This window comes from Fibrobacter sp. UWB15 (assembly GCF_900177705.1).
Taxonomy (GTDB): Bacteria; Fibrobacterota; Fibrobacteria; order Fibrobacterales; family Fibrobacteraceae; genus Fibrobacter.
Genome location: NZ_FXBA01000002.1, coordinates 227,281 through 252,371 on the forward strand (window position 1 = coordinate 227,281; position 25,091 = coordinate 252,371).

Consider the following 25,091-nt stretch of genomic DNA (forward strand, 5'->3'; position numbering starts at 1 on the left):
ATACAAAAAAAGGCCGGACTTGGTAGTCCGGTCTTTTTTCAAGTTTTCGCCGAATTATTCGGAGAAGGTGAACGGGATCGTAACAGTGGTGTTACCAGACTTCACCTTGCTGAACTTCCAGCGGCTCACAGCGGTCTTGACTTCACCGTCAAATTCGCCGTAACCGGTCGTAGAAGAAGCAATGGAGATGCTGATGATTTCGCCACCCGGAGCGATCGTGAACTTCAAGGTAACCTTACCCTGGAAGCCCGGTTTCTTCTTCAGGAACTTGTTGTAGATGTGGCGGAGACCCGGAGTACGCTGACGCACAACCTTCATGATGTCTGCAGCGGAACGAGATCCACCACCGGCACCCATGTCGATATCGCGTTCAGACGGAGTTCTGATGGAGCCCTTAGCCTTGGTAGCGATACCACCGCCACCGCCGCCGAGAAGACCAGCGAGGCCGTCACCGATACCACCGGAACCACCTTCGGCATAACCTTCGTTAAAGCCACCGTCAGCCTTACCGCGACGACCACCGAGAACGGTCTTACCCGTCGTCTGGAGGCCTGCCACGTCCTTCAGCACCTTGTCGATATCCTTAGAGAACTTCTGGTTCTTCATAAGGTCGTATGCACCGGCAGATGCGTTCTTGGTCTGAGCAGTCAAGAGCTTAAGCACACCACGAGTCTGGGGAGCGTTGGGCTGACCCTTACCACGCGGCTTGCCGCCACCACCAGCCTTCTTACGAGGCTTCTTGGGTTCTTCCTTCTTCTTTTCTTCCTTCTTCTCTTCCTTCTTTTCATCGATGGTCATAGAAGCAGTAAGATCAGCAGCGGCAGAGTCGTCGAACACGACTTCGTCCACCACCTGTTCGTACATGGAAGCCCAAAGGCAGATAGCCAAAGCTACGACTAAAGAGATACCGGCAATAGCACCCATCTTCTTGTCGGATTCCGGCATCAGGGACGCTACTAACGGATCCATTTCGGGAGTATTCTTTTTAGCCATAATTATTCCTCCCCTCCGTTCTTCTGCATAACGGCGAATGCAATGTGCGTGTAGCCAGAGAAGCCGCAGGTGGCCATGACCTTATACATTGCATCGTAAGGGATGTTCTTGTCGATCTGCACAATGATGTTACCGGCTTCGTCAGCAGGAAGGCCCATCTTAAGAGCGTGTTCCTGTTCCGTTGCGCGGCGTTCCTTAAGAACGGAGTCCACCTTGGTCACAAGAAGATCTTCTTGCTTCAAGACGTCTTCGGTAGGAACGATCTTTGCGTTATCGACCACAACGTAGTTGTTATCGACCACGACCGTAAGAGCCACTTCCTTCGGCTGAACCTTAGAGGTAGACACCGGAAGGATGAGGTTTTCGGCTTGGGTCAAAAGCTGACCTTCAGCGTCCAAGTTCTTGATCATGAACACCAGAATGATGGTCATCATGTCCATCATGGACGTCAAAGAGAAAGGTACGTCTTCGCTAAATTTACGAGTCTTTCTAGCCATGATTAACCTCCCAGCTTAGCAAGGTTGATCTTGCTGAAACCGGCTTCTTTAGCACGGTCCATAAGTTGAATGATCTTGTCGAACTGGGTGTCGTCGTTAGCAACGATGATGATGTTATCGACGTCTTCGAGGTCAATGAACTGCGTATGGATCTGAATCAGGTCCTTAGCGATCAAGTCGTAAGCAGACAGCGGGTAGATGATGTTCTTTGCAGCCACATCCGGTTTCAGGTTACGAGCCGAGTTCGGAGTGAGGGTTGCGAGAACAGCACCAGCGCTCGGCTTCTTGAGCATCGGCGGCGGGGTAAGACCCATGGCGCCTTCGCCAGGAGCTGCGAGGAAGGCGTTGTTGCCGTCCACGTATGCGCTATCCGGTACATTTTCAGACTGAGAAGAATACACGGCCCAAATTACGCGGCCCGGGTCTTCTTCGGATTCCTTGTTGATGGCCCAGAGTTCGATGGTTTCGATTTCGTAGAGATACTTCTCTTTATCCATTTCGGATCCATCTTTGCACTTGGGACCATGACCGCTTTCCACGGCTGCTTTAACATCTTCCGGCGCATACGTAATGAGCTGCGCATCGGACTTGCAACGGAACGTCCACATTTCCTTGAAGTAAACGTTCGGCTGGAAACCACCGCGGGCACCAATCACCAGATATTCCGGCGTGATTGCGAGCGAGAGGTTCAGAGCCTGCTGGTCCGGTTCCGGAGGAGGATCGTCAGTCATATTCATCATGCTACGTTCGGGCATGTTGATTTCGACAATGGCGAGCTTAGAGAAAGCAGTCATAGACAACAGCATAGGAATCAGGATGGTGAACAAGCCCATCGCCGGCAACAGGTCCGGTTCTTCAGGCTTGGCTGGTTTCTTGAGTTCTTTTGCCATTTTTTTATAACTCCGTTAAAATTATCTCTCTATTACCAATTAAGCGAGGGAGTTGATAATCTTGAGGCCCTTTTCTTCCATTTCCTGGATGAGGCGTTCGGAGTTCATGTTGAGGAGGCCCACGATGACCAGAAGAGGCACAGCGGAGAGAAGGCCGAGGAGCGTGGTACCCATAGCGATAGCAATACCGTCGGAAAGAGCCTTAGCACGTTCAGCAGCCGGCTTGTTAGCCACAGCATCGAAGGTGTAGATCAGACCGTAAATGGTGCCCATAAGTCCGAGCAACGTAGAGATGGAAGCCATAACCTGGATGATGCTAATGTAACGAGTCAGACGGGGAGCTTCAGTCAGGAACACGGCGTCGCATGCGGCCTGCATGGTTTCGCGACCACCGTTACGGGCAGCAACGATTGCAGCCATCACGCGAGCGATCGGGAGCTTGGTTGCGTTGGCATAGCTGAGAGCTTCATCATAACGCTGAGCAGAAATATGAGTGCCGAACTTGGCCAAGAAATCCTTACGGCCCTTTGCGCTCTTCACCATGATGTAAAGGAAGCGTTCAACAGAGAAGCCGAGGCCAATCATGAACACCACGAGGATGATCCACATGAACTGGTAACCATCAGATTCCGGGCTGAAGGATTGAAGCATTTTAGACATTAGAGTACTCCTTGATTGAGTGTTTTGGTTTATTTTGAAAAATCTTTGTTCATATTTAATCTTTTTTAGGGCAAAATTGTGTAGTCGAGCCGGTAAAATCTTGTTTACCACTCAAAAAACGCCATTTTTACCCTAATAGAATAGGGGAACCCTATGAACTAGGTTCCCCGTAAAATTGTTTTTACCGCTACTTTTTCTTGCCCTTCTTCTTGGCAGCCTTTTTCTTGGCCTTCGGGGCAGGAGCAGCTTCCGGTTCAGCAGCAGCTTCCGGTTCATCACCCATGGACGAATCCATCGAAGAAGAAGTCGTAGATGCAGCACCACCAGCGAGTTGCTTCTGGAGATCAGCAAGTTCAGCCTTCAACTTTTCGTTTTCAGCCTTGGCGTCCTTGATGATTTCACGGTAGGTCGTGATCTGTTCTTCCGGAGTCATGACTTCGGACTTAGCAATCTGTTCCAAGCGAGCCTTGGTCTTGAAGTAAGCCGGGTCAGAGAACAAGGTGGACGGGTCGAACTTTTCGATCTTGGTGTTCAAGGTCTCGTTGTTTTCATCGAGGCTCTTGAGGAGTTCGAAGAGCTTTTCGGTCCACTGGTTTTCGATACCGTAGTGAGCAGCAGCCTTGATACCGGTTGCGCACTGCGGGATAGCCAGTTCCTTAGCACCGTTAGAACGGTTGGTCAATTCTTCGCGGTAAGCTTCCAAGTCTTCGTGGACAGCTTCCATAGCGTCTTCCTTGACCATACCTTCGTATTCAACATATTCCTTCACGATCGAGGCGGAGTCCGGCAGCGGAGAGTTAGCGAATGCGTCAGCCACTTCGACGAACACAGCGCAACCCTGGTAGTACATTTCGATGTAGCCTTCTTCAGCTTCGATCACGTCCTGGTTGTAGAAGCCCTGGTCGCGAGCAAGGTCGATGTTCTTCTGGAAGATCGGACGAGCCTGTTCATAGTAGCTCGGGAGCTGCTGCACGATACCGATACGTTCAGCAAACTTTTCTTCTTCCTTCTTGCCGTTCAGTTCCTGTTCGCGGATCTTGGCGGCCATAGTCACGAAGAGCAAACCCATCTTATTGGTGGCCTTGAAGGTCCAGCGTTCAGATGCGTAGGTTGCAGACTTGGAGTACTGGCTCATAGCCTTCTGGAGGATATCAACCAAGGTCTTGATGGTCTTGGCCTTTTCCTTTTCCTTGCCCTTCAGGACATACGGATCCATCTTGTGGTATTCGTATTCACCGAGGTAGAAGGCAGCTTCAGCCGGAACACCCGGGTCAGCATTCTTGATCTGAAGACCGTACTTGTCGTAAGCTTCCAGAGTCTTGCGGTAGTCTTCGACAGCCTTGTCTTCTTCCTTAAGTTCCATGTAGGCGCGGGCGGCACCGATGTAAGCAGCAATCAGCTTTTCCTTGTCATCGTTACCGTAAGCCTTGATGAAGTTGTGATATTCAGAAGCGGCGAGATCCCACTTCTTGGCGTTGGCGTAGGCCATCGGGATGCTGAACGCAGCGTCGAGGGCGTAGGAGCTCTTCGGGTAGTCGCGAACGAGGTCCTTGTTACAACGGATTGCTTCGTCAGTCATCTTGGCTTCGTCGTAGCTCAAGCATGCGCTATAAAGGTAGCCCGGAGTACGTTCATCCTTCGGATAGCGCTTGTAGGCAAGTTCATAGGTCACAGCAGCAGACTTCTTGTCGGCGATGGTGTCATAGACCTGGGCTGCAGAGCCGATAGCCATGAAGGCCATGGAATCCTGCGGGAAGTTGTTCGTGATGAACAAGTAGGTCTGTGCAGCTTCGCGGTATTCCTGTTCGTAGTAAGCCTTGTCGCTCTTCTTGAGGTTGGCAGCCTTCTTGTGAGCGTCACCAGCACGGACGATACCCTTGATAGTGAGCGGAGACTTGGCATACTGCTTGGGAAGGATCATGAAGGTTTCGGCAGCCTTAGTGAACTGCTGATCCTTTTCGTAGGCGGCACCGGCTTCGAACACGGCCTTGTCAGCAATGTCAATAAGCGGGTAGCGCTTCACAAGAGCGAGGTAAGATTCAGCACCCTTCTGATACTGGCCCTGCTTGACGGACTGTTCTGCCATCTGGAAGAGCACGTAGGCAATAGCCTTTTCAATTTCCTTGGCCATGGAGTCATTGCGAGTTTCCTTGACCTGGGTGTACTGCTTGTAGAGCCATTCGAATTCGGTGAGGGATTCGTCATACTGACCAGATTCCAAGAGAGACTGGGCAAGCATACGGCTGATGAGCAAAATGTACTGATGCTTCGGGAAGTCCTGCTTCAGCTTGCGGAGCACGCCCACAGCCACCTTGAACTGCTTGGCATCGTAATGAACGATAGCGGCGTTGTATGCAAGTTCTGCAGCTTCCTTGTTCTGGCCGTACTTGGCCATGTACTTGTTAACCTGTTCGAAGTAAGCCTTGGTTTCTTCAGACTTGTAAGCCTTCACAGCATCGTCGCCATACTTTTTCTTCTTGGCGTTTTCACGAGACTGGTCCATCATGAGCACGGCGTTATACGCAGCTTCTTCCTTCTTCAGGAGAGCTTCGGAACCCATCGGGCGACGGCCGTAGCGAGTGGTATCAGTATCGACGATCCAGTTGAACATCTTGGCAGCGTTAGCAAACTGACCCATTTCCTGGTACACGAGAGCGAGGTTGATGTGAACCTTGTATTCGTCCCAGGTCGGTTCCTTGGCATAGCGCTTCAGGAATGCTTCGTAAGCCTTGATAGCTTCTGCATACTGCTTCTTACCGGCTTCAAGGTCACCTTCCTTGGTGAGCTTAGCAGCGCGAGCGTGGTGGTACTGCGGAATGTCGAGCATAGCGCCACGGATAGCGGTTTCAGCGTTCTTCACAGATTCCGGATACTTCTGGTTCTTCTTGTACCAAGAAGAGTTACGATCATAGCGCTTCACCACAGTGTAGCGATGCTGCTGGGCTTCTTCGAACTTCTGCTGGATGATGAGGATTTCGATCATCGCAATATCAGCCAGAGGAGCGTCGATGTAGTCCGGGTTGATAGACATCAAGCGCTTGAAGGACTGCACGGCTTCTTCGTTACGGTCGTGGTCCTTGTTCTTCATACCGATACGGTAGTACACAGAGTCCTTGAACGGAACCTTCTTGTCCTTCAAGAAAGATTCAGCTTCGGCAACACCACCACCTTCAAGGTCAGAGAAGGAGGCTGCCATGAAGTCCATAGCTTCTGCGCGCAAGTCTGCAGGGTATTTACCCTTATCGGCACCGATGATATACTCGTAGTACTTAATTGCAGCGGTTTCGTATTCAGCAATGTTGTAATAAGATTCAGCCAAGTGGTACATGGCAAGTGCCGCTTCCTTACCCGTAAGGGTTTCGAAACCAGTCACCTTCTTGTAAGCCTTGATAGCATCACGGAACTTGCGGTTCATGAAGTGGTATTCCGCAATACGGAGCCAAGCCTTCGGCACAAGACCGTTATCCGGGAAGTTTTCGACCAAGCGCATACGGAGCTTGTATGCCTTTTCGTCTTCACCGCTAGCTTCCTGCACGGCAGCAGCCTGGTAAATCACGGTCGGAGTCTTGTCTTCCTTCGGATACTTGTCGATGTATTCGAGGAAGTAACCCAAGGACTTCTGGTGATCAGCCTTAGGGAGCTGGTCGATGTTGGCGCACTTTGCCGGCTTGTTATCACGGTCGGCGCACCATGCCACATCTTCTTCATACTGGGCGTTCTTGTCGAGGAAGAGCTTTTCTTCGAGCTGGAACTGGTAATGACCCAACTGCTGGAGAGCAGATGCGCAACGCTTGTTCTGTTTGCCCTTACAGTTGTTTACCTGCTTTTCCCACTGTTTAATGGCATCTTCCATGCCCTTTTCATCGAGGCCACCGGAACGGCAAGCCTGTTCGGCCTGGTTCTTGAGAACCTTGTAGGAGCCTACACACTGAGTCTTTTCCGAACCCTTCGGCATAGCCTTACACTTGGCCGCCAATTTTTTAGCTTCATTGACTTTGTCTTTACAAGGATCTGACGCTGCAAAAGAGGTGCCTACGAGCGAGCAGACGATTGCACCAACAAGCAAAAATTTTTTCATTTTTCTCTTTCCACCTATTAAGATAAAAAAGGGGAAGACCTGGTTTTAAGGGCCAGGTCTAACTTCATTCATTGTTTATTCCAGATCGTCTAATTCGTCATCCAGGCTTTCAAGTTCCTGAGCGGCTTCAGAGCTTGCAGCACCCTGGCCCATCTTGGTCTTGACGGTTGCCAAAGTAAAGCCAGCGTCATCCAAAATACGCTTACGGTTAGACTCGAAACGGTCACTCTGGATAGCCTTCTGAGTGAATGCGGCGTAATCTTCGATAGCGGCGTTGGCCTTATCAAAGGTCGGCTGCAAGGCTTCACGCTTGCTCTGCACACGCGGAGTCGGGAGCTGGCGAGCGAGGTCAAGAGCCTTCACCTGCACGGAGTCAAATTCGTCCTGCATGGCGTCGAAGGCCTGACGGGCACTGTCACGAGCAGCGACGGTCACAACCGGCTGTTCGGTACGCTTTTCAGCCTGTTCCAGAGACTTGACAGCGTTGTTGTAGTCCTTCTTGATGAAGTAGCAGTAACCCTGAACGAGGTATGCTTCAGACACGAGGAAGGATTCAGGCATATTCTTAATGATCCACTGTGCCGGCTTGATAGCTTCATCAGGCTTGTTCACCTTGAGGAAGGACCAAGCGATACCGAGCATAGCTTCGTCGTACACCGGAGAACCGGGCTGGACCTGGCCATACATCTGGGCTGCAGCCGGAATGTCGGCCTTTTCGCCAGAGAAGTAGATGTGGCCGAGCTTCACCTTAGCAGCGTCCTGCAAGTCGCGTTCGGACTGGTTGGACACCGGCTGTTCGGTAATGTCACGGAAGCAGTTTTCAGCTTCGTCGAACTTGCCGAGACGGCTGTAAGCAATACCCATGGTATAGCGGGCGTAGAAGTAGTTGGCGTTACCCGGAAGGATGGCGGCGAGCAGGTCGACAGATTCCTGGTAGAGACCCTGTTCGAACTTGATCTGGCCGGCAACGTAGTCAGCGTCAGCCTTCACGTCGCTTTCACCGAACTTCTGAGCAATATTCTGGTACTTGGCCATAGCGTCGATGTACTTGCCTTCCTTATAGTCGATGTTCATCAACTGGAAGTGGTACTTGGCGCGCTGGTCACTCTGCGGATAGCGCTTGATAGCGTCTTCGTACACGGCCTTAGCAGCCTTGTGCATGCGGAGGTTTTCGAAAGACTTTGCCTTATAGAAGGCGGCCTGGTCCACAAGGTGGAATGCCGGGTACTTAGTCTGAACCTTACCGAAGGCATATGCAGCTTCCAAGAACTGACGGTTCAAGTAAAGACGCATAGCGGCGCGGTAGTCGTTTTCAGGTTCGATCTTCAAACGACGGTAACGTTCTTCACCGATCTTTTCTTCACGAGTGTCACCGAAGCGGCTAGTGAGCTTGACAGCCCAGATAAAGCCACGGTTCTTCTTGGCGTAAAGGTCATCGTGAGACATTTCGAGGTCGAGAGCGAGGTAACGGAAGATGCTCACGTCCTTGACGTTAACCGTAGCGCCGGCAACCGGGTAACCTTCCTTCGTGAAGCGGAGGCGGACACCAAGGTGCGGAGAGAGGTAGTAGGTCAAGGTGAAGCTCATTTCCGGATTCAGACCTTCGCCACCTTCGGTGTCGGAATGGAACACGTCGATGAGAGAAAGTTCTGCCTTAGCTTCGATTACGCGGTTGAAACCACGCCAGAAGAGGGAGAAGTTCAGGTTAGACGGAATGTTGTAAGCATCGTCGCGGTCACCGCCGAAGAAGCCCGGAGCAACGAAGCCACCGTCATCTTCCATGCTGACGCCCGGCTGGGCGATGTTCTGGAGGGCAACGCCCACCAAGAGGTAACCGAACTTGGAAGAGTTGAGCGGGTTCCAGCTCAAGCCCACATCGGAACCGACCGTCACCTGCTTCACATCATCGAACTGGTTGATGTAGAGCACGGACACATCGATACCCAAGGCAATGCAGTGCATGAGGCGGTAGGCGTAGCCAAGCAAGAAGGCGTATTCGCCATAAGACTTGCCACCGTCAATGGAAGCACCGTTTTCGAAGAACGAGAAACCGAGAGTGTGCTTGTAATCCATCGGGAAGGTCAAGCTAACGTATTCCTGGCTAGCTTCACCGCTAATAGAGCTGAAGAACGCAGCGCTGAATTCCAACTGGTCAGTTTCGGAAATTCCTGCGGGGTTCACATACATGGCAGTATTGCCACCAAATTCTGCAAACCAGTCATTCTGCTGATACTTGTGCGGAGAATAAGTGGCTTCTGCAAACAAGGAAGTGCTGGCTACCGTGAGTCCAAGGACTGCTGTTTTAATAACACTAGTACGCATCACTTACTCCTTTACTTGATATCCGTACGGATAAACTCAATACGACGGTTCTGGGCACGGCCTTCAGGGGTCTTGTTCGTGGCAACCGGTTCGGTGTCACCCTTACCGCTCGTAACGATACGGCTTTCGTTGATGCCCTTTTCCACGAGGAAGTTCTTCACGGAAGCGGCGCGGTCTGCAGAAAGTTGCATGTTCGTTTCCTTTCTACCGACGTTGTCAGTGTGACCAACAATTTCGAAGGTTGCTTCGGTGAAGGTTTCCATAATGTCCACCACCTTCATGAGGGAGATGTAGGAATCCTGAGTAATCGTAGCCTTACCGGATTCGAAGTTCACACCTTCCAACACAAAGACTTTCTTCGGCGGCTGCGGAACTTCGTCCGGGCAACCGTCTTCATCCTTATAGCTGTTCAGGGTTTCTGCCTGTTCCGGGCAGAGGTCAACGCCCTTACAAATGTGAGCGAAGGTTGCAAGCATACCCTTAGCTTCGACCCACGGGTCGCAGAGACCATCGCGGTCGTTGTCGGCATCCGGGCAGCCATCGTCATCCTGGTAGCCGTCGAAGTCTTCAGCTTCTTCGGGGCAGTTGTCGAGGCCGGTGCAAACGCTTGCATACTTGTCGGAAACACCTTCTTCGGAAACCCACGGATCGCAGAGGCCATCGCCATCGGTATCCGGGTTGCGAGTTTCTTCAACCACTTCTTCTTCCTTCACCAGTTCGGCGGCGGTCAGACCGATGTCTGCCTTACCCTTACCGCGCTTGAGCATCGGCGAGGTGGACTGGCAGTAGAAGTTCGGCTGAGAAAGAGAGTGGTTGATGAACTTCGGATCCAAAGAAACGTTCGTGCGGTTCACCTTGATGAACTGGTTGAACGGATAGTAGTTCTTGTAGATGTTGTTGTATTCCACCTTGGTCTGGCCGGCAGCGGGGTCGGCGAACACACCGTAGTAGTGGTTTTCCATGAAGATGTTGTTGCGAGCGGTCACGTTGGTCGGGCCCTTCAAGGCAAGGCCAGAGTAACCGTTGCGGAGCACGACGTTGTGTTCGATAAAGGCATCGAGGGACTTAGCACCCCAAGCGAGGATGCCGGACCAGCGGTTGCCGTACACCACATTGTTACGGAGATGCGGGAGCGAGATGAACGCACCGATACCCGTGGCATGGTTGTCGAGCACATAGCAGTGGTGAATGTAAGGGGCAGCGTTTTCGCAAAGGATACCTTCAAGGCCGTTCTTCACAGTGAAGTGCGACATTTCGGCGCCCGAAGTACCCATGACGGTCGGACCTCTACGGCCACCATCGATGATGGTCGTGTGGGGATCCTCGCCCTTAAGTACAACACCCATGATCAGGGTGATGTTTTCGTTATAAGTTCCGCGTTTGACAAGGATGGTATCCCCGGCGTCCGCATTACCGAGAGCATCTGCAATCTTCTGATAGTCGCCAGGAACATTGATATTCTTTGCCATGGCGGTTCCAGAAAGAAGCATCGCCCCGGCCGTGATTAAGACCAGTTTCTTTAGGGTCATACTGCTACGTTTCTCCAATCATAGAACACTTTGAAATTAAAACCTATACACCCGCCAAAACGGCGAATGCAAAATTCAAGTGGGAATATACCTTCAAAAACGGCATTAGTCAAACGCTTTTCGCAAAAAATGCCAAAATAATTGAGAAAATGTCGATAAAATCGCTTCATCGAGGTATATCTAACCCGTTCAAGGTCAATCGGCGGATGCCGGTTCGGCCTTTTCCTCTTCCTTTTTCGCGCCTTGAATAGACACGCGAATCTCTTGGCAGGTCTTCTTGATGTCCTGCAAAACCTTACGGGCACGGGTTCCCGCAGACTTGTTACCGCGCTCGAACTTTTCGTACTCGCGCTTGAAGTTCTCGACTTCCAGTTCAAGATCGTTCACTAAGCTCATAAGCAAACTCCATATAAAGATATGCAGTATGGAAAATAAATTAAAGTTATTCCTAAAATTTAGCCGATTTGTAAAAAATTGTTCAAAAAACGTCAAAAAACGCATTTTTTTTCATTTTTTAACATTCTATTCACCACGAACTAACGCCCAGAGGGACTCCAAGGAGGCTTTTCCCCTGTTTCCGATATCTTCAGAGAAGTCATTTACGAACATTCGAATGTGCGCTTCCATGACATTCGGGTCATCAATTTGAGCCAATTTGTCGATAAAAGGCGTCACCAAAGTTTCGCGTTTTCGGGCAATTTCCAAACTTTTCCGAATTTCTGCCTCGACTTTGCAAATCACATTTTCGCCGAGGGAACGCTTCGCCACAGCAATACCTAATGGTATGGGAGTTCCCGTATTTTCTTCCCAGAAAGCGCCTAAATCTTGCAACAAATAAAGGCCATCGCGTTTCCAGGTAAAGCGGTGTTCGTGTATTACAACGCCTTGTACAGCCTCCTTGGAGCGCAGTGAACGATACACCTGGTCAAACAGGGCGTATTCGATTTTCTGTTCGGACAAGCCCGTTTTTTTATGCCAAAACTTGAACAAAAGGGCTGCAGTCGTGTCCGCACCGGGCAAAACGACCGGTTTTTCGGGGCAAAAAACGTTGCCTACAGACGAAAGCAACAGAGGGCCACAACCATACCCGATAGCACCTCCACACGAAAGACAGGCGTATTCCGCCTCGATTTTGGGGTATACCTGGGCGCTCACCTTGGCCACATCGAGTTCACCGCGGCGCACCATCTCGTTGAGGGTTTGTACATCAGCAAAATGGACATTCCATTCAAAGGGGGATTTTTCAAGGCCCTGAACAAGAGCTTCGTAAATGTAGGTGTCGTTAGGACAGGTGGAAATACCGAGGGAAAGACGCATCATAGTAGGAAGTAGGATGTTGGAAGTGGTTAGTGTGGGGTGTGAGGTGTGGTATGGATTATCAATCATTACTTACTACTCACCACACATTACACATTTTCTTAGGGCGGCGAGAGCTTCGTTGAATTTCCAAGAAGCGCGGTCACGGGTTGAAGCCATATTGCATACGGCACGGATTTCGAAAACAGGGATTTTATGGGCCATACAGGCCGCAATTCCGGCAGCCCCTTCCATATTTTCGATATCGGCGTTGAACATCTTGGAGCGCAAAAGAGCTAGTTCTTCTGTGCCCGTGCAGCAATTCACCGTAAGGCCCACGACTGATTTTAGTTTTTGCAAATGCGCAGGAGCGTGTTCTGCGGCAGTAGCGCGAACTGCACTTGGGAACGGGAAAAAGGAACAGTCCTTTTCTTGGTAGCCCATATCCCCCACGCTTTCGGAATCGACACGGACGACGTCAAGGATGTTGATTCCGCGACCGGGATAGGCGCCACAGACGCCGAGAATATACACCGCTGTAAAATGAATTCCCTGCTGTTTGGCAGTACTGATCAGGTACGTTAGATTCGTCGAGAAACTAAGGATTCCCATCCCGAGAACGCAGGCGTAGCCCCGGTTTTCCGAGAGTTCAATTAATTTATCTGAAGATATGCTATCGGCGGTATCGGCGTATTCCGGAAAACAAGAAGCAAATTCCATTGGCGTTGCAAACGCGAACAAATTATTCTTGTCGGGAAAGAGCACGACTTACTCCAGTTTTTCTACCGCATCGGCAAGCATCACCTCGACTTCGGCAACGCGTTCAAGTTTGAGATTACAAGGACGATCGACTTCGCAGCGGGCCGTTGCAACCGCAGTCGCCTTGATCAGGCAATGTTCAAAATCCATGCCCATGCCGTCGGCATAGAGCCAGCCAGCAAAGAAGGAATCCCCTGCACCGATACGGTTGTTCACCTGAATCTGGGGAGGCTGAATCTGCACGCCCTGGAACTTCTTTTCGACAAGGCGGAAGGCGCGAACCGGAGCGTCTTCGTCAGTGACGACAAGCGCCTTGATCGGCAGGCGTTCAAGGACCGCCGTGGCAGTCATTTTCCAGAACTGCGGGCTTGACAAGACTATGGGAAGACCAAGGCGCGTAAGCAGCTTGCAGTATTCCTGCATGTTGATTTTCAAAAGCTCGACACCCTTTTCGAGCCACGTATCGATCCCTTCGATGGCATCGACATAAATCTTTTTACCGGCAAAGTCGAGCGCGTTCAACTGCTCGATGTTAAAGCCCCGCGGGAACGTGCCGCAAAGAGCCACACTCTGGGTTGAACTCCAGTAGTCATTCAAGGTCTGGATAAAGTCTTCGTTCTCGTATTCCGTGAGGTCTGGCGAGGGTTCGATGAGTTCCGTAGAATCACCGCCAGATACGATTGTCGTGCAAATGCGCGTCGGTTCCTTGATCCAAACGGGAGCCTGCTGGATACCATAGGCGGAAATTTCGTCGAAGATGCGAGAGCCGTGTTCGGAGCCCAAGAAGTGCATCATCAGAGGGGAACCGCCCAAAAGGCGGAGCACAAGGGCGCAGTTGATTCCCTTGCCGGAACCGTATTCTTCGACGCGCTCAATGCGGTGAACCTCGCCGGGCGTAAACTTGTCCAGATAGAACAAGCGCTGCCACGCGGGATTCAAACCTAGTATGAGGACTTCTTGGGACATGGCTTTCCTAGAAATTCACCTTAAAGAACTTGCGCTTACCAACTTGAACAACCAGCTGGTCTGCGCCCTTGATTTCGATCTGGGACTGCGGATCGGCGAGCTTTTCGCCGGCAATCTTCACGCCGCCGTTCTGGACCATGCGGCGGGCTTCGCCTTTGCTTGCAAAGGCCTTGATTTCCACAAGCAGGTCGAGTGCACCGTAGGTGCCGGCCGCCACGCTGCATTCGGCGGCATCGCTCGGGATGGCGTTACCGCTGTGGATTTCGCGTTCCTTGGCAGCGGCGGCCTCGGCGGCTTCCGCGCCGTAATACTGCGTCACGATGTCGATAGCGAGGCGATGCTTGGCATCGTTCGGGTTCATCTTGCCTGCGGCAATGTCTGCCATCATCTGCTTAATTTCTGCAAGCGGAATATTCGTGAGAAGTTCGAACCAGTTTTCGACGATGCTGTCGGCGAGGCTGTAAATCTTGTGGTACATCACGTCGGCCGGTTCATTGAGGCCCACGTAGTTACCGATGGACTTAGACATCTTGACCTTGCCGTCGGTACCGAGGAGAATCGGCATGAAGAGGCCAATCTGCGGTTCCATGCCTTCAAAAAGCTGCAAGTCGCGACCGCGAAGCACGTTGAACTTCTGGTCGGTGCCGCCCAGTTCCACGTCGCTCTTAATAGCTACGGAATCGTAGCCCTGCATCATCGGGTACATGAATTCGTGCAGGCTAATCGGCGTGTTCGCGGCATAGCGGTTGTGGAAGTCTTCACGTTCGAGCATCTGGGCCACGGTAAACTGACCCATAAGTTCGGTCACCTTGCTGAACGGGAGCTTGGAGAACCATTCACCGTTGTAGTGGATTTCCACCTGGTCGCGGCGGACGACCTTGAAGAACTGTTCCTGGTATTCCTTCGCGTTTTCGAGCACCTGTTCATGAGTGAGGCGCGGACGGGCCTTGTTGCGGCCGCTGGGGTCACCAATCTGAGCCGTGTAGTCACCCACGATAAGCACCACGGTATGGCCCAGGTCCTGGAACTGACGGAGCTTGCGCATCACGACCGTATGGCCGAAGTGCACGTCCGGAGCTGTAGGGTCCACACCCATCTTGATACGGAGCGGAACACCAGTATCATAAGACTTCTGGAGTTTCTTTTCGAGTTCTTCTTGCGGCACAACATCGATAACGCCGCGCATCAAAATTTCAAGCTGTTCTTTTACAGGACGGAATTGCATAATTTTCTCAGTGGTTAGTAGGCCAAAGGCCGTTGGTGGTTGGTGGCTAGTAAAATCGTTAGCACAACTAATCACACAAAGCCCATATAAACGGAATAAATTTTCATAACAGACCAAATATAGAATTAGTTGGCGGTAGATTGCAGATGGCCGAAAGGAAAACGAGTCTTTAACGAGCCTTTTTAATACTTGAAGCTCCTATTTTTGACAAATCATTTACTAACTTTTAGAACAAACTTTTTTGTTGCGGAGGATTTTTTGAAAAAACTACTTATTCTTATCACAGCAGCCGTTACGTTCAGTTTTGCCGAATCTGCTCCGCACACCCATGACGGATTCTTTTTAAGTATAGCAATGGGTTTTGGCTACCAGAACATTGACTTTGTGACCAACGACTATGATGACAACACCACAAACCTTAGCGGAACAGCCACGGATATTGATGTAAAAATTGGCGGAAGAATTGCAAACAACCTGCTTTTGCACATGACATTGGCCGGAACGACCCCAACCGATAGCTACTCCGATGATGGTGATGAATACAAGACAAACATGTCTCTCCTCGGTATCGGAGCCACCTACTACTTTATGTACAACTTCCTGGCCACTGCGACTTTGGGTATCAGCCAATTTAGATTCGGTGACGACATTCCAACATTTGACGCAACCGTCAAAACAAACAATGACAGATTCTCCCAAAGTGGATTCGGATTCCAGCTGGGTCTCGGCAAGGAGTGGTGGGTTAGCGACAACTGGGGAATCGGAGCAACAGCAGCCCTACTATACGGATTCGCCTACAATCTAGAGGACGCAAGAGATGGGTCCTTGTCGATTTCGGCAAGACTCACCGCCACCTGGAACTAATAGCCGATGCTGACATCCGTTAGCATGACACAAAGGTAAGAGGTTTATCGGGTAAATGCAGCTAGGTCGATGCCTAGCTGCTTTATTTTGTATGTAAGAATACGAGGTGTGGAGGAAAGGCTGCGAGCCGCGGCGGCGACTTTTCCCTTGCTGCTCTTGAGGGCATCGCAGATGATGTCTTTCTCGTAGGCCTCCACCATGAGTTTCAGGTTGCCGTTCACAGGAGTGCCGCTGGTTTCGGCGGTCTGCAGCGTTGTTGGGAAATGGTGCGGATAGATGACGTCTTCGTCGGCCACAAGGACGGCGCGCTCGATTCCGTTTTCCAGTTCGCGCACATTTCCGGGCCACGGGTAACTCATGAGCATGTTGATGGTCGTGCGCGCAAGTCGGCGCACGTTCTTGCCTACGATGCGGCAGTAATGTTCCACAAAGTGGTCCGCCAGGAGCACGATGTCTGTCTTGCGGTTCCTGAGCGGCGGCACGTAAATCGGGAAGATGTGCAGCTGGTAATAGAGGTCTTCACGGAAGGTTCCTTCTTCGACCATCTGCTGCAAGTTCTTGGTGGTGGCCGCAATCACGCGCACGTTCACCTTCTTAGGGATGCGGGCGCCAATGCGTTCCACCTCGCCGTTCTGCAACAGGCGCAATAGCTTTACCTGAAGGTTTGGCGAAAGCTCGCCCACTTCGTCGAGGAACAGCGTGCCGCCTTCGGCCTGTTCTACGCGGCCAGGCGTCTCTGCAAGCACACCCACGAGGGCGCCACGCACGCTGCCAAAAAGTTCGCGGTCCAATACCGATTCCGGCATGGAGGCGCAATGGACGCGGACGAACGGGCCCATGTTGCGGTCGGAACGGTAATGGATAGCCTCAGCCACGAGCCCCTTGCCCGTACCCACCTCGCCCACGATGAGCGCGGGTAGGGGGCTCTTTGAAACCTGGTCAATCTGCGCGTACACGCGCTGCATTTCACTGGAACGGCCGATGATGTTGTCGGGCTGGAAACGGTCCTTGAGTTCCAAAGTCAGGCGCTCGTTTTCGGCCTTCAGGAGTTCATTTTCTTCGCGGGCTTCGCGGCGAAGCTTCACTGCCGCCGCAAGCATCTGCGCGATGATTTCCAGCAGACGCAACTTTTCGGGAAGTTCGTCTTCTACCGGATTCTGCACGTCAGCACTGAAGGCGCCAATCACCTGGTGCTCCATGATGACCGGCACGCAAAGGAAGGCCTTGTCCTCCGTCTTGCCGCGCCCCGTGCGGTCGAGGAAGTCCGGATCCTTCGCAACCGAGGGAATGATAATCGGCTTGCCGGTTTCCACGACGCGGCCGGTAATACCCTCGCCCACCTTGTAACGGCCCTTGCGCGCCTGGCGGCTGCTCAAGCCCTCGGCAATTTCAATGGAGATTTCGCCCGTGTGGCGGTTGTAAAGCGTAAGCGTCGCATGCTCCACGCCCATCGTCGATTCCACCACTTCCAGAATCGGGTGCGCGACGCTCTCAAAATCGAGCGTCTGGTTCAGAATGGAACTGATTTTGTAGAGCAGTTCCAGTTCCTGGATTTTGGATTGAGTGGTGGGCATTATAGCGAAAAGATATGAAAAAAAGAGATGCCCGGTCGAGCCGGGCATGACAATGCTGGTCTGGATCCTTCGGGCTTACGCCCTCAGGATGACACTTCGTGTCACTTCAAGGCTTCCTGCACGAGAGCGCTGGCGCGCTTGGCATCGAAACGGCCCTTGACCTTCGGGGAGAGTTCCTTCATGATCTTGCCCATGTCCTTGGGGCTTGCGGCTCCGGTAGCAGCCTTGATTTCGGCGATGAGGACCTTGACTTCGTCTTCGGTCATTTCGGCCGGCATGTACTTGCGGTAGAGCGCGATGCAGGCTTCTTCGGCCGGGACCTTGTCCATGAAACCGCCCTTCTTGAGGATATCAATGGCTTCCTGCTTCTGCTTGACGCTCTTTGCAAGAACATCGACGCACATTTCGTCGGTGATCGTCTCTTCGATCTGGGCCGGAGTGGCGCCAGACTTCATGGCTTCGTTCTTGATGTCGGAATGGAGGGTACGGAGCGTTCCGAGAGTTTCGGCGTCGTGCGCCTTCATGGCGGCCTTGATATCGTCCTTAATCTTTGTCAGCAATGCACTGCTCATGTTTTACCCTTTGCGGACACATCCGCGGTTTAAATTCTCTAGAAACACGCAACGAGCCACCGGTCCTAGACCGACGACTCATTACAAAATCGATGCCTTATTAGCGACTAGTAGAGACGCTTACGGTTCTGGTCAGCGATTTCCTTCAAGCGCTTGCGACGAGCAGCAGTTTCGATGCGCTTCTTTTCTTCAGAAGGCTTTTCGAAGCGCTGACGCTTCTTGACATCGGAAATGATGCCGTTCTTTTCGCAGGACTTGGTGAAACGCTTGAGAGCGCGTTCAAAAGGTTCGTTGGACTTAACAATTACGCCGATCACGATTATCCTTTGGTTAAATTAGAAATTCGTTTTTGGATAGCCAAATATATTTAATTGCCCGAATTTCGTCAAGGGTATAATAAAAAACCCGTTTTACTGCCTTTTTTGAATAAATTTTACAATTTAACTTGCGGTTTATCAAAGACTTATGTATATTTTTGTTATAAAAGACCGCTTTTGTTGTCTTATTTTCAAAAAATTGGAGAATTGGATGAAAAAATCAATCTTGTCTCTGAGCGCCATTGCCCTCACAAGCTCTTTGCTTGTCGCCTGCAATGAAGATGAAGAACTCGTCCCGAAGATGGATCAGGCCAAACCCACCGCAGAGGCTCCTGCCGACCAGCCGGCCGGCCAGGCAACTGAACAGGCTGCCGAACAGCCGAAGGCCGACGAACCGGAACTCGTGCCCATCCAGTCCCTTTCCGGAAACGCCGATTCTAAAGAGGCGGCCGTTGAAGAACCCGCCAAGAAAGCAGCTCCCGCAGTCGCAGGCAGCGTCCAGCCCCTTTCCAAAGGCGAATACGTAATCCAGGTTAGCATCCAGTCTTCCAAGAGAGCTGCCAACGGCATCGTGAGCAAGCTCGCCGAAAACGGAATCAAGGCCTACGTCGCCGAAGTGGAAAACCCGGGCGAACTCGAAGGTACCTACTACCGCATTCGCGTGGGCTATTTTGAATCTAGCGCAAACGCCCAGGAATACGGCAAGCAAGTCCTCACCCCGCTCAACTATGCTTGGTGGGTCGACAAGAGCAAGAACGACGACGTGGGCAACCCCGGTGGCGACGAATACTATTCCAACAATTCTTACTCTAATTCTAACACTTATAACGAACCGGCTGCAGCACCCGAGCCCGAACCGGCACCTGCTCCGGCACCCGAACCGGAACCTGCACCGGCCCCTGCTCCGGCACCTGAACCGGAACCTGCACCCGCACCCGAGCCCGCTCCGGCACCTGATCCTGAACCCGCACCGGCACCTGCTCCAGCACCTGAACCTGCACCCGCTCCAGCACCTGAACCTGCACCCGCTCCCGCACCCGAACCGGCACCTGCACCCGCAGCTCCAGCCGCAGACAACTTCGACGACTGGGAATAAGCGGAAAATTACAGATATTGAAAAGGAACCCGTCGGGGTTCCTTTTTTTTCCGCATAAAAAAGAGATGCCCGGCCAAGCCGGGCATCACTCTAAAAATAGCGCTGAAAAAGGTACTTACTTCTGCAAGTTGAGGCTTGCGTTTGCAGCTCCATAAAGGCTGATACTGTAATCCTTAATCACATACACCGGAATCTTGTTCAGGAGCGGACGGATGTTCGGGTTGTAGTTCTTTTCGAAATATTTCATGAACAGGTTATCGCGTTCGAGCCAGCGAAGGTCCTTCTGCACGGTACCGCCAGCGAGGTAGAAACCGCCGAGCGGGAGGAAGAGCGTTGCGGCATCGCTTGCAAAACGGGCAAGCATCTTCACGAACAGGCGCATCATTTCGGCAGCGACCGGATCGGTATCGCTGGCGCGGCTGATGTACTTGGGGCGATCGTTCGGTTCGGTTTCTTCAATCTTCTTGAAGGCTTCGTTATCGGGAACGCCACGAGTTTCCTTCCACCATTCATACATGTTGCGAAGACCCATGCCCGAAACGAGCGGTTCAACACCCGGCACCATGCCAATCTTCTTTTCCATGTAGTCGTGGAATTCCTGAGAATCCTTGTCAAACGGGGCAAACGTAGAATGGCCACCTTCGGAGCAAGCCGGAATGTACTTTTGGCCATCGAAAGCGAGGAAGCCCACGCCCATACCGGTACCCGGACCAATCACGGCCTTGGTCGTCGCCTGCGGAGCAGGGGTGCTGCCGTCGGTATGCACAAGCTTATGAATCTGGGCTGGGTCATCGACATCGAGAGTCGGAATGCCGTAGCTGATGGCCATGAAGTCATTGATGACAAGCGTCGGGATTCCTGTTGCAGAAGTCAAGGCATCGCCATCGACACTCCAGGGGAGGTTCGTCATGACGCACTTGTTGTTCGCCACGGGGCCTGCAGCGCTGATGCAAATGTGAGAGGGCTTGAGGTCGCTACGATTTTCTGCGGCAATTTTGAGTGTTTCGCGAATAGGAGCGTCCAGGCCGTCAATATCCTTGGACGGGCAATCGGTTTCGAGAATCAGTGTAAACTTACCATCTTTATAGCCGACCAAGCCAAGGTTCGTGTTAGTGCCACCAATATCGCCTGCCAAGACAAGGCGGTCAAATTTTGCATCGGGATTAAGCCATTTGATTTCCATAAAAACTCCAGTTTTATTCGTACCGGTAAATAATAACTAATTACTCTCCGAGATATTCAACTGCAAAGATCAGAGTTGAACCGCCAGGGATAGGTCCTGCTCCGCGAGCACCGTAACCGAGTCCGGGCGGAACCACCAAAATTCTCTTTTCGCCGGGGAGCATGCCCTGCACGCCGAGTTCCCAGCCGCGAATCACGCGACCAGCCCCCAGAGTAAAGCCAAAGACCTGGCCGCGGTCACGGGAGCTGTCGAACTTGTAACCGTTGGTAAGCCAGCCGGTGTAATGCACCTTGGCCACGTTGCCCTTTTGTGCGGGTTCGCCTTCGCCCTGCTTGATGATTGCATAGCGGAGACCTTCGGGACCGTTTTCAAACGCAAGCGTCGTGGTGTCGGGGAAGAAGTCCATGTTCGCGATGACCGCGTCGTCTACTTCGGAAGAAACGAGTTCCACGCGGAAGATCAAAGTCGAATTCGAAGGAATCATAGAGTAAGCCGTTGCACCGTAACCCATGGCCGGAGACACGCGGAACCATCGAACACCACCTTCACGCATTCCTTCAAGGCCAACTTCCCAGCCCTTGATCATCTTGCCGGCACCCATCACCACTTGGAGAGGCTTACCGATATCCTTAGAAGAACCGAACTTGCGGCCCGAAAGAAGCCAGCCGGTGTAATGAGTCTTGAGCACGGAGCCCACCACGGCAGGCTTTCCGTTACCAATCTTTTCGTCATAAACCTTAAGACCCTTTGCAGCTTCACGCCACTTAAGTCCTTCCACATTCTTGGGAAACACGTCGGGTTCCATGGGTGGATCGGCGCTGACGAGTTCTACGATAAAGAACAAGTCGGAATATTCAGGAACTCCTTCCAGTGAATTTTCGCCATAGCCCATCTGGTAAGGCACGTAAAGCTTGCGGACTTCGCCCGGTTTCATTTCCAGCAAGCCCTTTTCCCAGCCCGCAATGACAAGGCCCATGCCAAGCGTGAATTCAAGCGGTTCGCCATTGGCATAAGATTCCGAGAACATCCTGAAACGGGTATCGGACGGAAGAGGTGCGATAGAATCCACAAAGGTTTTGGGAGCAGCCGAAGGATCTACAACTGCAGCTACCGTATCTACTGCGGCCGGAGTTTCTTTCTTGTTCTTGGACTTTTTCTTCTTGGACTTGTCTTTCACTAATTTCGTCGTGTCAACTTTTGTCATTCCCGCAATCTGATCGGAATTAAAGTCATTTGCAAGACGAAGAGAATCGGCGATGCGCAAGGAATCGGCGAGACGAGCCTTTTCGGCCAAGATTTTTGCGCTGTCTAAATACACATAGCTTTTGTAGTGCACCCTGATAAGCTGACCTGCCCGAATCGGGTCTCCAGAGCCTTCCCTAACCGTTTCAACCTTGAAGGGAATGGCAAAACAGGCGCTACACATCAGCAATACAAGAAAAATCTTCAATTTCGGCATATTATCTCCTGTCCCACAATTTAGAAAATGCTAGTTTTTGAGAGTAACGAATAATTCCAAATGGAATAAAATATGCTATCAGTCATTATTGTCATAGCGATTATAGTCTTGTCCGTGATACTCGCCGCCATCGGTGCGTACGTGATAATCCATAGTTCTGATGAAAAGGACGAACCCAAACGCGTTATCGATGTCTCGGGACAGTACGCCGTCGTAGTTCGCCCCGCCCGAGAATCGCTTACCGCCGTGAAGCCTTCCGAGGCGTCCCTCCGGTCTTGGCTAGACACGCAGAATTTGCCACCCGAAAAGAAAGAAGAACTCATTGCCCAATGGAATGCCACCATGGAAGCCACCATTCGCACCATTGACGAAGGTGACAAGAATGGCACGGCGACCTACCGCATTGAACTTGGTCCCAAGGGCAAGCAATACGTGAAATTCGTGAGCGACGAAAACTTTATTACCCGAGAACAAATCCGCAACCATGCGGAAATTCTCCCACCCTACGTTTTAGGCTGCGACTGCAGGCTTTTGCCCAAACAACCTTGGGAAAACCCCAGCAAGTCCGGCTGGAAAGCAGTCGTGCCTTCGCACGGCAACCACTACGATGTCCCCGACTGGAGGCAACTTGCGTAAATCTCTACTTACAGCACTTCTTTTTGCGCCCGCATTGTCTTTTGCGGCAGGCTCTGCCATTATCACGCTCGAAATGCCCGTTGGCGCACGCCAGCTGGGTATGGGTGAAGCCGGTGCGGCTCTTGCCGACGACCCGACCGCCATGTACTATAACCCGGCAGGTCTAGCCTTCGGTCCCCTGGCCGACGAATGGCGCATGAGCTACCCCGCCGATTCCAAGAACGCCCCCTTCTTCACGAGCATGGCCTCCCGATCCAAGGACGGCTTCTTCAGCAAGAGCGAACTCTGGGCCGGTACCGCACAGGGCATCCAGAAATTTGACGGCGAACAGTGGGTCAATTACCACTCCATTACCCTGCAGGGTAACGCCAAGGTCCGTGACGCCGTAAAAGTCTATGTAGGTTCCGAACGCGGCCTGGACGAATATGTGCGCCAGGTGAAAAAGTTCAACGACATCAAGAGTGCCGACGACGAAAAACACGTGGTCGAAGTCAAGATGCCTTGGAACCTGGTAGTCAAAGACACCATTACAGCAATCCTTTACAACAAGGGAACCGAAAAACTCTGGGTAGGTACACCCAAGTCCCTTTACCGTTTCGACGGCAAGGCCTGGAAAAACTACGACGATGAGCTGGGCAATCACCGCATTACCGCTCTCGAAAGCCAGGGCGCCTCTGTCTGGATTGGTACCGAAGACGGCCTGTTCGTTTATCGCAACGGTCAATTTGAACAGAAAGGTAAGGTGCTCCCCAGCCAAAAGATTCGTTCCCTGGTGTGGTCCGAAAACCGCAAGGAACTTTACGTGGCAGTCGAAGGCGCCGGTATCGCAAGGCTCATTCCTAAAAAGAGCGTGAACGACAAGGACCGCTGGAGCCTGTTCACCGAAGAAGACGGCATTATGGACCTCTCTCCGACCGCCCTCGCTGTCGACAGTTCGGGACATGTATGGGCCGCCCATAACGGAGGCCTTTCGCACTTCACGCTGCGCAAGTGGGAACAGGTGCAATTTGCCGACAACAAGGTGAACGACATTTCCGTAGACCAGCGCGGAGGCATCTGGATTGCAACAGACAAGGGCGTATGGCGCCACCTGCCAGACTACGCCACCGCAAGCGGCCGCAAGGCTGAACTTGAACGTGGCGCCGCCGAAGAAGAAAGTTCTACCAAGAGTGAAGACGAATGGGTTCACTACCACAGCGGCAACGGCCTTTCCACCAACAAGGTGTGGGCAGTCCTTCCCCAGGGTGGCGACGTATGGTTCAGCACCGCCAACGGCATGGAGCAGTTCAAGGACGCCGACTACCAGATTACCGCCTTCTACGAAAAGCTCTTGCCGATTCTGAACATCCCCGACCTGTATCACCTTTATGCAGGCATGACCATCCCGCTGAACGACTGGGGAACTCTCGGTTTCTTCGTGAACTTCGTGAGCTTCGGTTCTACCGTTGCCTCGGGTGATGTAGACGCCGACGATCTAGTAGCCTACAACAGTTCCGAAATCGTGGGCGGCTTCAGCTACGGTACAAGATTCCCGAACGACTGGGGCCTGGGCCTTTCTATCAAGTTCTTCTATTCCGACCTGAGTTCTGGCGCGGCCGCAGGCGAAGAAGAAGCGACCACCTTCGGCTACGCCTTCGACATTGGCGTTCTGAAGAAGAACTTGTTTATAGACAAATTAAACTTCGCCTTGGTGCTTGCCAACATCGGTCCGAGCGTCTACTATGTAGACAAGACCATCGAAGACCCAATTCCCTTGACCTGGCGCTTGGGCCTTTCTTACGAAATCTTGAGCCTTGCCGATTACAAGTGGACCATAGTCGCCGACTATAACCGCGAAGTCGTTTATGACGATGCCAAGGGAAATCCGGAGCCGTTCTACATTTCGAGCTGGAAGTCCCTGATTCACCCCGAAAAGGATGGCAACAAGGTCAAGGAATCCATTATGCAGGGTGTGTTCAACCTGGGTACCGAATTCGTGTACGCCAACACGATCGCACTTCGCGCCGGTTACCTGTACGACGAAACCGGCAAGCGTAACGAAGTAGACCTGGGCTTTGGCTTCATGCTTTCGGACGTGTTGCAGTTCGACTTCGCCACCATCAAGGATGTTGGCGACAACGACGGTGTACGCGACGGCCAGATGCGCTTCGGCATGCTGTTCAAGTTCTAAGAATC

Annotated in this window: 21 protein-coding genes; 4 read left to right on the forward strand and 17 right to left on the reverse strand. The window is 52.1% G+C overall.

Translation table 11 applies throughout. From position 1 onward, the window contains the following. Nucleotides 1-54: 54 nt before the first annotated feature. The 12 genes from B9Y58_RS05725 to tyrS all read right to left on the reverse strand — a co-directional run bounded on the left by B9Y58_RS05725 (nucleotide 55) and on the right by tyrS (nucleotide 15,215). Nucleotides 55-993 carry an AgmX/PglI C-terminal domain-containing protein gene (locus B9Y58_RS05725; RefSeq protein ID WP_072801022.1) on the reverse strand — a complete coding sequence of 313 codons (939 nt, stop codon included), beginning with the start codon at nucleotides 991-993 and terminating at the stop codon, nucleotides 55-57. A gap of 2 nt (nucleotides 994-995) precedes the next feature. Continuing rightward, complete coding sequence (locus B9Y58_RS05730) at nucleotides 996-1,490, reverse strand: biopolymer transporter ExbD (RefSeq protein WP_072801023.1); 495 nt, start codon at nucleotides 1,488-1,490, stop codon at nucleotides 996-998. A 2-nt stretch (nucleotides 1,491-1,492) separates the two neighbouring features. Beyond that, nucleotides 1,493-2,380 (reverse strand): ExbD/TolR family protein, encoded by an 888-nt coding sequence (locus B9Y58_RS05735; RefSeq protein ID WP_073055361.1) that lies wholly within the window; start codon nucleotides 2,378-2,380, stop codon nucleotides 1,493-1,495. 39 nt (nucleotides 2,381-2,419) lie between these two features. Beyond that, entirely contained in the window at nucleotides 2,420-3,040 is a 621-nt protein-coding gene (locus tag B9Y58_RS05740; protein ID WP_073055360.1) for a MotA/TolQ/ExbB proton channel family protein, read from the reverse strand. A gap of 187 nt (nucleotides 3,041-3,227) precedes the next feature. Next, nucleotides 3,228-7,118, reverse strand: a complete 3,891-nt coding sequence (locus B9Y58_RS05745) for a tetratricopeptide repeat protein (RefSeq protein WP_073055358.1) — start codon at nucleotides 7,116-7,118, stop codon at nucleotides 3,228-3,230. A 75-nt stretch (nucleotides 7,119-7,193) separates the two neighbouring features. Continuing rightward, entirely contained in the window at nucleotides 7,194-9,440 is a 2,247-nt protein-coding gene (locus B9Y58_RS05750) for a tetratricopeptide repeat protein (RefSeq protein ID WP_233247853.1), read from the reverse strand. Between the two features lie 11 nt (nucleotides 9,441-9,451). Then, on the reverse strand, nucleotides 9,452-10,969 hold the full coding sequence (locus tag B9Y58_RS05755; protein WP_233247854.1) for an OmpA family protein: 1,518 nt from the start codon (nucleotides 10,967-10,969) through the stop codon (nucleotides 9,452-9,454). Nucleotides 10,970-11,164: 195 nt separating this feature from the next. Further along, entirely contained in the window at nucleotides 11,165-11,365 is a 201-nt protein-coding gene (locus B9Y58_RS05760; protein ID WP_072801029.1) for a hypothetical protein, read from the reverse strand. A gap of 126 nt (nucleotides 11,366-11,491) precedes the next feature. Beyond that, a complete protein-coding gene (locus B9Y58_RS05765) occupies nucleotides 11,492-12,289 on the reverse strand; it encodes a 1,4-dihydroxy-6-naphthoate synthase (RefSeq protein WP_233247855.1) in 798 nt (265 codons plus the stop codon). Between the two features lie 72 nt (nucleotides 12,290-12,361). After that, nucleotides 12,362-13,030: a phosphorylase family protein gene (locus B9Y58_RS05770; RefSeq protein ID WP_143154660.1), complete on the reverse strand. Its 669-nt coding sequence runs from the start codon at nucleotides 13,028-13,030 to the stop codon at nucleotides 12,362-12,364. A 3-nt stretch (nucleotides 13,031-13,033) separates the two neighbouring features. Further along, a complete protein-coding gene (locus B9Y58_RS05775; RefSeq protein WP_073055350.1) occupies nucleotides 13,034-13,990 on the reverse strand; it encodes a 1-phosphofructokinase family hexose kinase in 957 nt (318 codons plus the stop codon). A 7-nt stretch (nucleotides 13,991-13,997) separates the two neighbouring features. Further along, on the reverse strand, nucleotides 13,998-15,215 hold the full coding sequence (tyrS, locus tag B9Y58_RS05780; protein WP_073055349.1) for a tyrosine--tRNA ligase: 1,218 nt from the start codon (nucleotides 15,213-15,215) through the stop codon (nucleotides 13,998-14,000). A gap of 258 nt (nucleotides 15,216-15,473) precedes the next feature. Between tyrS and B9Y58_RS05785 the strand changes: the two genes are divergently transcribed. Continuing rightward, a complete protein-coding gene (locus B9Y58_RS05785; protein WP_158278331.1) occupies nucleotides 15,474-16,079 on the forward strand; it encodes an outer membrane beta-barrel protein in 606 nt (201 codons plus the stop codon). Nucleotides 16,080-16,123: 44 nt separating this feature from the next. Here B9Y58_RS05785 and B9Y58_RS05790 read toward each other — a convergent pair whose 3' ends face one another. From B9Y58_RS05790 to rpsU, 3 genes are all read right to left on the reverse strand, one after another. Beyond that, a complete protein-coding gene (locus B9Y58_RS05790) occupies nucleotides 16,124-17,653 on the reverse strand; it encodes a sigma-54 interaction domain-containing protein (RefSeq protein ID WP_073055345.1) in 1,530 nt (509 codons plus the stop codon). A gap of 101 nt (nucleotides 17,654-17,754) precedes the next feature. Next, nucleotides 17,755-18,225, reverse strand: coding sequence for a GatB/YqeY domain-containing protein (locus B9Y58_RS05795; protein ID WP_073055343.1), 471 nt, complete (start codon nucleotides 18,223-18,225; stop codon nucleotides 17,755-17,757). 107 nt (nucleotides 18,226-18,332) lie between these two features. Continuing rightward, nucleotides 18,333-18,542 carry a 30S ribosomal protein S21 gene (rpsU, locus tag B9Y58_RS05800; RefSeq protein WP_014546541.1) on the reverse strand — a complete coding sequence of 70 codons (210 nt, stop codon included), beginning with the start codon at nucleotides 18,540-18,542 and terminating at the stop codon, nucleotides 18,333-18,335. 211 nt (nucleotides 18,543-18,753) lie between these two features. Here rpsU and B9Y58_RS14740 point away from each other — a divergent pair, with 211 nt between their 5' ends. Continuing rightward, complete coding sequence (locus B9Y58_RS14740) at nucleotides 18,754-19,638, forward strand: SPOR domain-containing protein (RefSeq protein WP_083532257.1); 885 nt, start codon at nucleotides 18,754-18,756, stop codon at nucleotides 19,636-19,638. 115 nt (nucleotides 19,639-19,753) lie between these two features. Here the strand turns inward: B9Y58_RS14740 and B9Y58_RS05810 are convergent, their stop codons facing one another. Both B9Y58_RS05810 and B9Y58_RS05815 read right to left on the reverse strand, forming a co-directional pair. Next, nucleotides 19,754-20,821, reverse strand: coding sequence for a glucokinase (locus B9Y58_RS05810; RefSeq protein WP_073055341.1), 1,068 nt, complete (start codon nucleotides 20,819-20,821; stop codon nucleotides 19,754-19,756). A gap of 40 nt (nucleotides 20,822-20,861) precedes the next feature. After that, nucleotides 20,862-22,280, reverse strand: a complete 1,419-nt coding sequence (locus B9Y58_RS05815; RefSeq protein ID WP_233247856.1) for an FKBP-type peptidyl-prolyl cis-trans isomerase — start codon at nucleotides 22,278-22,280, stop codon at nucleotides 20,862-20,864. A 72-nt stretch (nucleotides 22,281-22,352) separates the two neighbouring features. On the opposite strand from B9Y58_RS05815, the gene B9Y58_RS05820 reads away from it, so the two are divergent. Both B9Y58_RS05820 and B9Y58_RS05825 read left to right on the forward strand, forming a co-directional pair. Then, on the forward strand, nucleotides 22,353-22,916 hold the full coding sequence (locus B9Y58_RS05820) for a hypothetical protein (protein ID WP_143154659.1): 564 nt from the start codon (nucleotides 22,353-22,355) through the stop codon (nucleotides 22,914-22,916). Further along, nucleotides 22,909-25,086 carry a PorV/PorQ family protein gene (locus tag B9Y58_RS05825; RefSeq protein ID WP_073055506.1) on the forward strand — a complete coding sequence of 726 codons (2,178 nt, stop codon included), beginning with the start codon at nucleotides 22,909-22,911 and terminating at the stop codon, nucleotides 25,084-25,086. The genes B9Y58_RS05820 and B9Y58_RS05825 overlap by 8 nt, the downstream gene beginning before the upstream one ends. Nucleotides 25,087-25,091 lie beyond the last annotated feature (5 nt).